Raw genomic sequence first — 12,810 nt, 5'->3', positions numbered from 1 at the left:
GCTACCTAGGCGGATGCGTCGAGAATGACGGAGCGCGTCAGGTTGCGCGGCAGGTCCGGATTCAGGCCCCGGACGCGTGCACGCTCCAGGGTGACCTTGTGGACACGGGCCAGTTCAGCGAGCGGGTGCTTGTCAGTGTGAATGTAGAGGGCGCCCGTAACGGCCATGTCGTTGTCCAGGCCTTCGGGCTGATCGCCGAACAACCACGTCACGCGGCCCGGTGCTGCAATGGAAATGGGGCCGTGGCGGTATTCCATGGCCGGGTAGGACTCGGTCCAGCCCTGGACGGCTTCGCGCATCTTCAAGCCTGCTTCGTGGGCCAGACCCACGGTCCACCCAGTGCCAAGGAACGTGAACTGCTCAGCGTCAAGGAGTTCCTGGGCTACCGGAGCGGTCACCGCAGGGGCGGCATCCGCGATGGCCTGCTGCAGGTCAATGCCGAGGCTCGCCAACAGGTACACAAGGGCCGTGGTGGCGAACCGGGTCTGCACCACGGAACGCTCATCCGCGTAGGGCAGTCCGATCACCGTGTCGGCCAGGTGGATGATCGGCGAGGCGGTGTCGCCAATGATCGCAACGGTCGGGACGATGCCCTTGAGCTCAGCCAGAATCTCCAGCACCTCAGTGGTGGTTCCGGACCGCGTAATAGCCACAACGGCGTCGTACTGGCGACCGGCACTGTTGCTGTTCAGGAAAGCCTCCGACGCTGCAAACGCATCGGTCACGCCCTTGCCCGCGGATTCGCGGGCCGCAGCGTAGCTCTGGGCCATGAACCAGGAGGTCCCGCAGCCGATGACCGCGATGCGCTGTCCGTCGGCCGGAAGCAACCGCTCGGCAGATGCTTGCTCGATGGCGCGCTGCCAAACCTCGGGCTGGGAAACCAGCTCTTCCTCCATGAAGGCACCCAGTGTGTTGTCGCTCATCGTGTGTTCCACTCCCGCTATAGCAATGACGTTTTGTGATCTATAGAAACACTAAACGATCATTTTCAATCTCACAAGGATCATCTGTCGCTGCGGGCGGACCCCAGACATCCGCACCAGCTCGCGGTTCGCATGGACTCTGGCAAATGAGCGAATCCGTGTTGCTTTTTGTTCCCTATGTCTAATTTTTCGTTAACTCTTGTCAACTTCTGTCTCATGCAGCAGTGTTAGACGAGTCCGCAAGAACATGATCGTAAATAGCTTGCAAAAATCAAGAAGGAGCATAATGCCCGGCTTGTCATCCCCAAGACGCATCGCCTCGTTGAGTTTGGCCTGCGTTGTCGCCTCATCATCATTAGGCCTTTTGGCCATCCAACCCGCTGTTGCGGCGGTTCCCGCGCACGTGGCAGGGACGGTCAGCGCCGCCGACACTGCCACCATCACATCAGGCCAACTCAGCGTCGACGTTTCCACCACCTTCCCTCAGGTCCTCGGCTACACGGACCGCGCCACCAAAGCCCGGCTCAACGGAACTGCCGAGCGGCTCGCCACCATCACCATCAACGGCGTCGAATACGACGTCACCGCGAGCTCGACCGCATCCGGGGATGACGCAATGGACTACGTCTTGACCGTCCCAGGCTTCGGCAACACTGTGATCAACGCCCGGCTTGCGGTGAAGAAGAACGTGGTCTCCTTCAACGTCACGGAGATCAAAGACTCCGACGAATTCCGGGTCAAGACCATCCAACTCCCCCGGATGAACCTGGTCTCCGTGGCCTCCACGCAACCCGGCGCCCAGGTGTCCACAGCCAACCTCTCAGTAGACCGGGCGGTTACAGGTGACGAGTTCACACCGGTCACCGCTGCCACCCCCTTGGATACTGTCGCCAAAAGCTCGGCCTATGCCCTGGCCAACACGGCCCAACTGGGTGCGGCGCTGGAGTCCAACGCGCTCTACGACACGTCATCGGGCCCGGGCTCGAAGGACCGCGGCCGTTTCTGGCGCAAAGCCGTCAGCGACGGCGCCGGCGGCGTCTCCGTAGGCGTGGCCAGCGGCCAATGGCTCTACCGTGCCGAAGGTTCGGCCACCACGGAGGAACTCCCTTGGACCCGTGTGGCCATTACCGCCGACGCCAACGCCGACGGCGGCGTGGACTGGCAGGACGCGGCAATCGCCATGCGGTCAATCCAGGTCAGCCCCAACAAGGGCGAACAGACCCCGGACAACGTCATCACGCACATCCCGTTCAACTTTGCCTCCCAAGCAACGCACCCCTTCCTCCGCACGCTGGATGACGTCAAGCGCATCGCACTCGCTACTGACGGCCTCGGCCAAGTGGCCATGCTCAAGGGCTACACCAGCGAGGGCCACGACTCCGCGAACACCGACTACGGGAACAACTTCAACACCCGCGCCGGTGGGCTCGAGGACCTGAACAAGCTGGTAAAGGAAGGCAAGGACTGGAACGCCAGCTTCGGCGTCCACATCAACGCCACCGAGATCTATCCTGAGGCCAAGTCGTTCAGCGAAGACCTGCTGCGTGCTGACAAAGGACTGGGGTGGAACTGGCTGGACCAGTCCTACTACATCAACCAGCGAGAGGACATCAACTCCGGCAAGCTCGCCCAACGCATCAAAGAACTACGCGAAGCCACGGACAAGAACCTGGACTTCGTCTATGTGGACGTCTACTACGAGTTCGGATGGCTCGCCCAACGCCTCCAGCAGGAACTCGTGAAAAACGGCTTCCGGGTCGGCTCGGAATGGGCGGACCACCTGTCCCGAAACAACACGTGGTCGCACTGGGCCAATGATGAGAAATACGGCGGATCCACCAACAAGGGCATCAACTCCCAGATCCTGCGCTTCATCAACAACACCCAGTCAGACGTCTGGAACCCGGACCCCAAGCTCGGCGTGAGCCACATTGTGGAGTTCGAAGGCTGGACCGGACAGAACGACTTCAACGCTTTCAGCGAGAACGTCTGGACCGCCAACGTGCCCGCGAAGTTCCTCCAGCACCACCAGATCACCAAGTGGACCCCCGAACGCATCGACCTCGCTGATGGCGTGGCCGTCACTGGAAACACGCCAGCCGAACGCAACATCACGGTGGCCGGAGCGTCGGTACTCCAGGGCGGAACCTACTTGCTGCCCTGGTCCTCCAAGGACGACGGCAAGACTGACAAGCTCTACCACTACAACCCCACTGGCGGAACCAGCGCCTGGACGCTCACCAAGGAATTCGCCACATCCAGCTCCCTGGAACTCTTCAAGCTGACCGACAACGGCCGGGTCAAGGTGGCCGACGTTCCTGTGGTCAACGGGCAGGTCACCGTCACTGCAGACCCCAAACAGCCCTACGTCCTTGCACCAAAGAACAACAGCGCCGCCTTGCCCGCCACGGCGAGGTTCGGCGAAGGCACCGCTTTCACCGACCCCGGATTCAACGGCGCAGACCTTGCACCGTGGAACCCCGCCGGGACCGTCACCCAGGTTCGCGACGACAAAGGCCGCCGCTTCGCCGAGCTGGGGGCGGCGCCGTCGTCCATCAGCCAGGAAGTGAAGCTCGACGCCGGAACGCAGTCAATCAGCGCGTGGGTGGAAATCCAGGACGGGAAGATCCGGCCCACCACGTTGTCCGTGGACATCAACGGCAAGAGCGAAAGCATCACTATCGATTCATCGAACGCCCAAAACTACGTGGCAGGCGATGAGAAGCACGGCACCGGGTTCCAGCGGGTCCGGGTGTTGCTGGACGTTCCCGCCGATGACACGAAAGCAACCGTCACCATCACAGCGGCCGACGGCGACGCCACGGTACGCGTCGACGACCTCCGGGCGGTGAAGACCACCCGAGTCGCCACCACCGGCATCCTGAGCGAAGACTTCGAAAACGTGGACCAGGGCTGGGGTCCGTTCGTCAAGGGCGACGCCGGCGGCTCCACCGACCCCCGCACCCACATCACCGAACGCCGCGAACCCTTCACCCAGAAGGGCTGGCACACCAACGTGATCGACGAAGTGTTGGGCGGCACGTGGTCGCTCATCGCCCACGACGAAAACCGTGCACCCGACGGCGGCCCCGGCATGGTGTACCGCACCACCGAGGCAACAGTTCCCTTCCAGGCCGGCCACAAGTACAAGATCTCCTTCGACTACCAGAACTCCAAGGCAGGCCAGTACGCCTGGGTTTCCGGCTATGACTCGCAGGCAGGTCCCGCGGTGACGGGCAGCCAGGCGATCGAGGCGAAGACCTCCACTAGCCGGTTCGAGCAAACGCTGGACACCGGCTTCTGTGGAGATTACTTTGTGGGACTGCAGCGCACCGGAAGCGCCAACGGCTCCGATTTCACCCTGGACAACCTCCTCGTGGAAGACCTCGGCGCCTCGGAAGCCGTTCCCGCTTGCGCCCAGCTCACGGCCGCCCTCCAAGGCGACGTGATCCAGCAGGGCAAAGCACAGGACTTTGTCACCACGTTCGTATCCGACGAACCGGCCGCTATCACCGGACTCGCCGTCTCGCTTGAACTGCCCCAGGGCTGGACAGCAACCCCGTCCACATCTGCAACGGCTGCAACCCTCCCTGCCGGCGGACAGTTGGTCACTACGTGGAAGATCATTGCACCGGCCTCGGCCGACGGCGACTACCCGATCAAGGCGACCGCGAGCTACATCACCACCGCAGATCCCGTGGGCGGCCGCACCATCAGCACCACGTCCACTGTGCGCACTCTCCCCAAGCCTCCTCAGACCACCGTTTTCGCCAGCGACCACCCCTGGGTCAGCGCAACGAACGGCTGGGGACCGGTGGAAAAAGACCAGTCCAATGGTGGAACCGGTGCCGGCGACGGCACGCCGCTCAAACTGAGCGGCACGGTCTACGCCAAAGGCCTGGGAGCGCATGCCAACGGCAACGTCCGATACTACCTCGGCGGCTACTGCACGGCCTTTACAGCCACTGTGGGCATCGACGACGCCCAGTCAACGCGTGGAAGTGTGAAGTTCTCCGTTGTTGCTGACGGCACCACCAAGGTGACCACGGCGGTATTGGGTGCCACCAGCGCTCCCCTGCCACTCACGGTGGACATCACCGGCGCCCAGTACGTGGAGCTCGTGGCCGACGACGCCGGCGATTCCAACGGCAACGACCACGCCGACTGGGCAGACGCCAAGTTCACCTGCTCCTCCACAGCCCAGGAACCGCCCGCAACCGTCCTGCAAGGCACCGTCTTCGCCTCGGACCTGCCCTGGACCGGCAGCACCAACGGCTGGGGACCCGCCGAGCGCGACCACGCCAACGGTGAGCAGAACGCTGGCGACGGACCCGCACTGCGGCTTGACGGCGTCGTCTATCCGAAAGGAATCGGCGTTCACGCCGACTCCAAGGTCAGCATCGCCACACAAGCAAAGTGCAGCGCCTTTACTGCGGTAGTGGGCGTCGATGACGCCAAGCTGAACAAGGGACTCCACGGCTCAGTGGTGTTCATCGTCAAGGGCGATGGACGCGAACTGCTACGGACCCCCGTCCTTAGCGCCGACTCTGCCGCACTACCCCTCAACGTGGACATCACCGGTGTCCAGAACGTCGAGCTGATCGCCGACAAAAACGGTGACGACGCCGGCGACGACTGGGGTGATTGGGCAGACGCGAAGTTCACGTGCGCCTAGTCCCTGTCATCCCTGAATGAAAGAGGTGCGGTGTTCCAACCGGAACACCGCACCTCTTTTTCGTGTCTCGTTATGCCTTTCGACTCAGACAGCCCGCACGCCGGCCCGCCACACAGAATGCGTCATCGGGATACCCGGGCGGTACGCCAAATGCGTCGCAGACGGCGCCTTCAGCATGTGCAGGTCAGCGCGATGTCCGACGGCAAGCGAACCCACCGCCCGTTCGCCGTCGACGTCGTTCCCGGACTCCCGACCCAACGCCAAGGCGCCACCGTACGTCGCCGCCCGGACGGCCTCGTGAACGCTGAGGTGCATCTGGAGGACCGCCGTGGTGACGCAGAAAGCAATGGAGCTGGTGTACGACGTACCCGGATTGCAATTGGCGGCAAGGGCGATCTGCACCCCGGCGTCGATCAGTTGCCGTCCCGGCGCGAGAGGCTGACGGGTGGAAAGGTCGCAGGCGGGCAGACACGTCGCGACCGTGCCCTTTGTGCCAACCCCCGTTGCCGGGTCCCAGCCGGTCCACGTTTCCGCGAGCGCCGCGATGTCCTTGTCCGATAGGTAATTCACATGGTCCACGCTCGCCGCGCCGAACTCCACGGCCAACGCCACACCTGGCCCCTCGCCCAGCTGGTTGCCGTGGACCCGCAATCCAAGGCCCGCATTCCGGGCCGCCGTCAGGACCCGGCGCGACTGATCCTCCGTGAACGCGCCGCGCTCGCAGAACACGTCCGCCCAGCGGACATATGGCAGGACGGCGTCGAGCATGGGGCCGCACACCAAGTCCGTGTACTCCTCAGCGTCGGAACCGGCTGGTACCAGATGGGCGCCCAGGTAGGTGACCTCATCCACTTCTGCCGCGGCGATGCGGGCGCTGCGGGCCTCGTTGTCGACGTCCAAACCGTAGCCGGTCTTGCTCTCAAGATACGTGGTGCCCTGCCCGACTGCCTCGGCCACGCGGTCCCGCACCAGGCGGGCAAGTTCGTCGTCGCTGACACTGCGCGTGGCGCCCGTGGTGACAGCGATCCCTCCGGCACTGTAGCTCTGTCCTGCCATCCGGGCCTCAAACTCAGCGGTGCGATCACCGGCGAAAACAAGGTGGGAGTGCGAATCAACCCAGCCCGGCAGGACGGCGCGACCCTCGGCGTCGATCTTGTTGTCGGCTGCGGGAGCGTCCGAGCTGGAGCCGATCCAGGAAATGCGTTCGCCTTCAAAGACAATGGCTGCGTCCTTGAGAACCCGATGCTCCAGGTCTTGGGTCATCAGTTCGCCGATGTTGGCGATCAGTGTGCTGCCATTGCGCTCGTTCGTGATTCCGCTCATGACCCTATTGTTCAGCGCCGGATGGACCAGCGCACTGCGGCAAGCTGCTCCGCTGTCCGGGATTCCGGACTGTCCCGCTCTACCGACCCCAGGATCAGCCCCGCGGCCAGCTCGGCGATGGCCGACGAGGTCTGAAAACCGTACCCGCCCTGCCCGGCGAGCCAGAAGAACCCGGTCGCTTCGGCGTCGAAACCCACCACCGGCACACCATCCGCGGCCTCGGTCCTCAAACCGGTCCAGGCACGGTCCACCGAGCGGATTCCCAGAGACGTCACGTCGTTGAGCTTGGTGACCAGCTTCTCTACGTCCCCCGGGTAAGGTTTTGCGTCCTCGGCTCCGCTCGGCACCGTTTCCGACGGCGAAATCAGCACTTGGCTGCCCTCGGCGCGGAAGTAGAAACTGTCATCTGCGGCACACACCATGGGCGTGTCCGGCGTGAGAGGGTTCTCTACGTTCACAATCGCGGCCGTCCGCCGGAAGGGCTGGAGTCCCAGCTTCTCCACGCCACTGATGACCGCCAGTTCGTCAGCCCACGCACCTGCCGCATTAACCACGACGGCGGACTGGAACCCTTCGGTGCCGGCGCCCAGCTGCCAGCCACTCCCCAACCGCTGGGCCGAGTGCACCTTGGCACCGGTGATGATGTCCACGCCTGCAGCTTCGGCAGTCCTGCGGTGCTCGTCGAGCAACAGAGGGGCGTTGCAGCCGAAGGACCCGTTATCCAGCCCTGCTGCTGTGAACGAATCGGGATTCAAGGCCGGACAAAGGTGCATTGCCTCATCGTGGGTGATGGGGTGCATATTGCCGCTGGCCTCGGCGCGCACAGTTTCCGCGTCACCCACCAGCATGAAGCCGCGGGGTGTCAGGATCGGCTCCGCTGCTTGGGCATCCCGTGCCGCCAGCATCTCCAACGTCCGGATGGTCAGATCCTGAACCACGGGCGGCCCATAGCTGGGAATGAGCTGCCGAGCCGACCGTGAGGACGTGTGAAAGGCAAGGGTTTGCTCGGCCTCCACGAGTGCAACTGAGCATTTCCCTGCGAGGGCCGAAGCCAAGGACAGCCCGGCGATCCCGCCGCCAACGATTACCACGTCATAATTCGAAGCCATGGCCCCATCCTTTCAGACGGCGGTGGGTGCGGACAGTCGCTCTCCCACATCCCCACCGCTTTCGGGCAACCCTCTCCCACATCCCTACCGTTTTCGGGCGCCCCTCCGCGGGACCTGAAACAGCGTCCGGTCAAAACCCGGGGGACGTGACAGAGGGTTGCCCAAATGGGGGTGGGACGTGAGTGAGCGTTTTGCCTAGGCGACCGCGGCGCGACTCTTGACGAACGCCTGAACGCACGCTTCGACGTCGTCCGTGCTGTGCGCAGCGGATAGCTGAACGCGGATGCGGGCCACGCCCTTCGGCACGACGGGGAAGCTGAAAGCCGTGACAAACACGCCGTTCTTGAGCATTTCATCAGCCACGCGCGCAGCCACCACGGCGTCGCCGAACATCACGGGGATGATGGCGTGCTCGCCGTCGAGGAGTTCGAAGCCTTCCTCGCTCATCCGACGGCGGAACAGGGCAGCGTTTTCGAAGAGTCGGGTGCGGAGTTCGCCGGATTCCTGGACGAGCTCGATCGCCTTGATGGTGGCAGCAACGATGGCCGGGGCGAGGGAGTTGGAGAACAGGTACGGGCGTGCCTTCTGGCGGAGCATGGCAACGATCTCGCCACGACCGGAAACGTAACCACCGGACGCTCCACCGAGTGCCTTGCCGAAGGTCCCCGTGTAGATGTCTACGCGCTCAGAAACGCCAGCGTGCTCCGGGGTGCCGGCGCCGGTGGAGCCCATGAAGCCGACGGCGTGGGAATCGTCAACCATGACCAAGGCGTCGTGCTTTTCGGCGAGGTCGCAGATGGCCTCGAGCGGCGCGAGGTAGCCGTCCATGGAAAAGACGCCGTCCGTAACGATGATCTTGCGGCGCGAGCCCTCGGCTTCAACGAGCTTGGCCTCGAGGTCGGCCATGTCCTGGTTGGCGTAGCGGAAGCGCTTGGCCTTGCTCAGGCGGATGCCGTCAATGATGGACGCGTGGTTCAGTGAGTCCGAAATGATCGCATCCTCAGGGCCGAACAGCGACTCGAACACGCCGCCGTTGGCATCGAAGCAGCTGGAGAAGAGGATGGTGTCCTCTGTGCCCAGGAACTTGGACACACGGGACTCAAGTTCCAAGTGGAGGTCCTGGGTGCCGCAGATGAAGCGGACGGACGCCATGCCGAAACCACGCTCGTCCATGGCGGACTTTGCTGCCGCAATGATGTCCGGGTGGTCAGCGAGGCCAAGGTAGTTGTTGGCGCAGAAGTTCAGGACCTTGTTGGCGGGCTGGCCGAGCTGGCCGGCAGCGATGTGGCTGGCTTGCGGGGAATCGATATGGCGTTCGGTCTTGAACAAGCCGGCGCTGCGGATCTCGTCCAGTTCGCCCTGCAGTTGGTCTTTGATGGCTGAGTACATGGGGTGCTCCTTGTGTAGCTAAAGTCGGCCGGTGCGTAGTGGACGGTTACAGTTCAGTCCAGTCGAGGACCACTTTGCCGCCGGTGCCGTTCCGGGCGATCTCGAAGCCCTTTTCCCAATCGGCTGCGGACAGCTTGTCGGTAACGACGGCGGAAATACTCCGGTGCAGAACGGGGTTGGAGGACAGCATGGCGCTCATGGCGTACCAGGTCTCGAACATCTCGCGGCCGTAGATGCCCTTGAGCGTGAGCATGTGGGTAACCACTTTGCCCCAGTCGATGTCGATGGACTGGCTGGCAAGGCCCAGCATGGCAATGCGGCCGCCGTGGTTCATGTTGTCGATCATCTCAGGCAGCGCGGTGGGGTGCCCGGACATTTCCAGGCCGATGTCGAACCCTTCGCGCATGCCCAATTCCTGCTGCGCTTCGCGGACACGCATCCTGGACACGTCGACGGCGAGGTCCACGCCCATCTGGCGGGCCAGTTCGAGGCGCGGGGCGGACACGTCTGTGATGGCAATCTTGCGGGCACCGGCATGGCGGGCGACCGCGATGGCCATGAGACCGATGGGTCCGGCGCCGGTGATGAGCACGTCTTCGCCGACGAGCGGGAAGCTGAGGGCGGTGTGGACGGCGTTGCCGAAGGGGTCAAAGATGGCGCCGAGTTCAGGGGTGACGGATTCGTCGTGGTGGACCCAGACGTTGGTCTCCGGGATGACGACGTATTCGGCAAACGCACCATCGCGCTGCACGCCGACGGAGACCGTGTGGATGCACATCTGGCGGCGGCCGGCGCGGCAGTTGCGGCAGATTCCGCAGACCACGTGGCCTTCGCCGGAAACCCTGTCCCCCACCTTTACGTCCCGGACATCCTCCCCGATTTCCACTACTTCACCGTAGAACTCGTGGCCTGCGATCAGGGGTGCTTCAATGATGCTTTGGGCCCAGGCGTCCCAGCTCTGGATGTGGAGGTCGGTGCCACAGATGCCGGTGGTCATGACGCGGATTTTGACGTCGGAGGGGCCGGCCTCGGGCTCGGGACGGTCGACGAGTTCGAACCCTGCGTGCGGTCCGGATTTGTAGAGAGCCTTCATGGGATTCCTCACTGCCTAGGCGCTGCTTCACTGCTGCTGAGTCCATTAGAGCGCCGCCCACGATTTAGCACAACTAGATTCTTCTCAATCAACGATTTAGGATTTGCTAATGGAAATCCATCAGCTGCAGATGCTTAGGGAACTCGGTGACCTCGGAAGTGTGAAGGCCGTAGCGGAGACTCTCATGGTCACTCCCTCGGCGGTTTCGCAACAGCTTGCCCTCCTGCAGAAGTCGGTGGACGTGCCGTTGACACGAAAGGAGGGCCGGGCCTTGGTGCTGACCGACGCAGGCCGTGTCCTCGCCGAGGCGGGTGCCGCCGTCGTGAACGCCATGGCGGATGCGCGGGCGGCGATCGGCGCGTACCACGACGCTCCCGACGCGCCCGTGAGCGTCAGCGCCTTCCATAGTGCCGGGCAGGCGCTGTTCGCGCCGTTGGCGGCCTTGTTGGCGTCCGACGGCGGCAAGTCGCCTCGTCTGCGGCTGTCGGATGAGGACGTGGCTCAGGAGGACTTTCCGGGGTTGGCAGCGCGGTACGACCTGGTTTTAGCGCACCGGATGGACAACAGCCCGCCATGGCCCGAGGACAAAGTGGCCGTCATTCCGCTCGCTGACGAACCACTGGACATCGCGCTTCCAGCGGATCACCCGTTGGCGTCCAGGCGCGAACTGGAGCCGTCCGACGTCGTCGATGAACCCTGGGTGACCAGCCGCGATGGGTACTCGCCCGCGGACGTCCTGGCCGCCGTCGTCGCCGTGAGCGGCAGGCCCGCTGAGGTGTTACACCGTATCAACGACTACTCGACGGTTGCCGCGCTGGTCTCGGCCGGAGGCGCGATCGGGCTGCTGCCGCGGTTTACGGCGCGGCGGGTGCTGGACGCAGGTGTGGTGCTGCGCCCTTTGGCCGGCGTGAATTCCGTGCGAAAGATCGACATCCTGGCCCGCCCGGAGACGCTTAAGCGGAAATCGGTCATGACGGTTTGCGAGTCACTTCAAACCGTCATGACCGGGCTTTCGGGGCCGCGTTAACCCAACTAGGTCGCAGTTAAGCACGTTTTGAGCCGCCAAAACGCGCTTAAGTGCGACTCAGTTGGGTCAGTCGCGGACCAAGGCCGGCTGACCGGCGTCGAAGTACTCCACGAGCCCTTCCGGAAGCGCGGGCACTTCACGAGCCGAACCGTCGCTACGCAGCGATTCCGCGGCGAGGATGCCAGCCACCACCGCCTGGCGCGCCGCGATCGGGCTGGTCTGGGTCTGGCCGCCCTCCGAAGCGAAGCGTAGGAATTCCTCGATCAGGCGCGGATCCGCACCGCCGTGGCCACCTTCGCCATCCTGGATCTCGATGACCTCGTCCGGTGCCGCGAAGCCCGAGGTCCGGCTGGTCCACACGTTGATGGTCTCCCCCGGGCCGTCGCCAAAGTTCTCGATCCGGCCCTTGGTGCCAATGATGGTGTAGTTCCGCCAGTAATCCGGCGTGAAATGGCACTGCTGGTATGAGGCCAACACACCGTTGTCCAGGACCATGTTCATCATGGAAATATCCTCGACGTCGATCACCTCGGCCAGGTCCTTCTGCTCAGTGGGCGGCCAGTTGTCCACGGAGAACCATTCGCCCATGCGCTTGCCCTCGTTGTTGCTGCGGTTGGTGACATCGCCATAGACCGCAAGATCACCGACGGCGGCGACTCGCTTGGTGTAACCGCCGGCCAGCCAGTGGATGACGTCGATGTCGTGCGCACCCTTTTGCAGGAGAAGTGACGTGACATTGGCGCGCTGGGCATGCCAGTCCTTGAAGTAGTAGTCGCCACCGTTGCCCACGAAGTGCCTGCACCAGATCGCCTTAACTTCGCCGATCCTGCCGTCCTCGATGATTTGGCGCATCTGTACTACAACCGGCATGTGACGCATGTTGTGCCCAACGTACAGGCGGGTTCCGGTCTCGTAAGCCGTCTGCAAAATAAGGTCGGCGGCGTCCAGCGTCACGTCCAGCGGCTTCTCGCAGAACGTCGGGATACCCGCCTTCAGCGTGCGGACCGCGACGGCGGCGTGCTGGTTGTCCGGGGTCAGCACCAGTACGGCGTCGATACCACTGGCCAGCAGTTCCTCGAGGTCGGCCGTGACTTTGGCCGTTGGGATCCGCTCCGTTGCATCCGCGCGTCCACGTTCGCTCAGGTCACAAACAATCGTGACCTCAGAGCCCTGGCCCGGCTTGTGGGCGTGCTTCCACAGCCCCGAACGCAGGCCAAAACCCACGATGCCGACCTTCAAATCCTTTTCCATGGTGTGCAATTTCCTTCTGC

General features: G+C 63.6%; 8 protein-coding genes. 2 read left to right on the top strand and 6 right to left on the bottom strand.

All coding sequences use genetic code 11. The annotated features are described in order from the left end of the window. Positions 1-5: 5 nt before the first annotated feature. Positions 6-923 carry an SIS domain-containing protein gene (locus ACIQC5_RS06845; RefSeq protein WP_400279798.1) on the bottom strand — a complete coding sequence of 306 codons (918 nt, stop codon included), beginning with the start codon at positions 921-923 and terminating at the stop codon, positions 6-8. Positions 924-1,287: 364 nt separating this feature from the next. On the opposite strand from ACIQC5_RS06845, the gene ACIQC5_RS06840 reads away from it, so the two are divergent. After that, the gene (locus tag ACIQC5_RS06840) at positions 1,288-5,598 is read left to right on the top strand and encodes an endo-alpha-N-acetylgalactosaminidase family protein (protein WP_400279796.1); all 4,311 of its coding nucleotides are present in this window, start codon (positions 1,288-1,290) and stop codon (positions 5,596-5,598) included. Between the two features lie 84 nt (positions 5,599-5,682). Here ACIQC5_RS06840 and hutI read toward each other — a convergent pair whose 3' ends face one another. The 4 genes from hutI to tdh form a co-directional block, all read right to left on the bottom strand. After that, the gene (hutI, locus tag ACIQC5_RS06835; protein WP_400279794.1) at positions 5,683-6,921 is read right to left on the bottom strand and encodes an imidazolonepropionase; all 1,239 of its coding nucleotides are present in this window, start codon (positions 6,919-6,921) and stop codon (positions 5,683-5,685) included. A gap of 11 nt (positions 6,922-6,932) precedes the next feature. Continuing rightward, positions 6,933-8,030: an NAD(P)/FAD-dependent oxidoreductase gene (locus tag ACIQC5_RS06830; RefSeq protein WP_400279792.1), complete on the bottom strand. Its 1,098-nt coding sequence runs from the start codon at positions 8,028-8,030 to the stop codon at positions 6,933-6,935. A gap of 195 nt (positions 8,031-8,225) precedes the next feature. After that, complete coding sequence (locus ACIQC5_RS06825; RefSeq protein WP_400279790.1) at positions 8,226-9,419, bottom strand: glycine C-acetyltransferase; 1,194 nt, start codon at positions 9,417-9,419, stop codon at positions 8,226-8,228. Positions 9,420-9,465: 46 nt separating this feature from the next. Further along, the gene (tdh, locus tag ACIQC5_RS06820; protein ID WP_400279787.1) at positions 9,466-10,512 is read right to left on the bottom strand and encodes an L-threonine 3-dehydrogenase; all 1,047 of its coding nucleotides are present in this window, start codon (positions 10,510-10,512) and stop codon (positions 9,466-9,468) included. A 109-nt stretch (positions 10,513-10,621) separates the two neighbouring features. Between tdh and ACIQC5_RS06815 the strand changes: the two genes are divergently transcribed. Further along, positions 10,622-11,539, top strand: a complete 918-nt coding sequence (locus tag ACIQC5_RS06815) for a LysR family transcriptional regulator (protein WP_400279785.1) — start codon at positions 10,622-10,624, stop codon at positions 11,537-11,539. 66 nt (positions 11,540-11,605) lie between these two features. Here the strand turns inward: ACIQC5_RS06815 and ACIQC5_RS06810 are convergent, their stop codons facing one another. Beyond that, positions 11,606-12,799: a Gfo/Idh/MocA family protein gene (locus ACIQC5_RS06810; protein ID WP_400279783.1), complete on the bottom strand. Its 1,194-nt coding sequence runs from the start codon at positions 12,797-12,799 to the stop codon at positions 11,606-11,608. Positions 12,800-12,810 lie beyond the last annotated feature (11 nt).

The sequence above is a fragment of the Paenarthrobacter sp. NPDC092416 genome, from assembly GCF_044755025.1.
Classification (GTDB): Bacteria; Actinomycetota; Actinomycetes; order Actinomycetales; family Micrococcaceae; genus Arthrobacter.
Note: the sequence above shows the minus strand (reverse complement) of the source record. Positions and strands in the feature narration are given on the sequence as shown.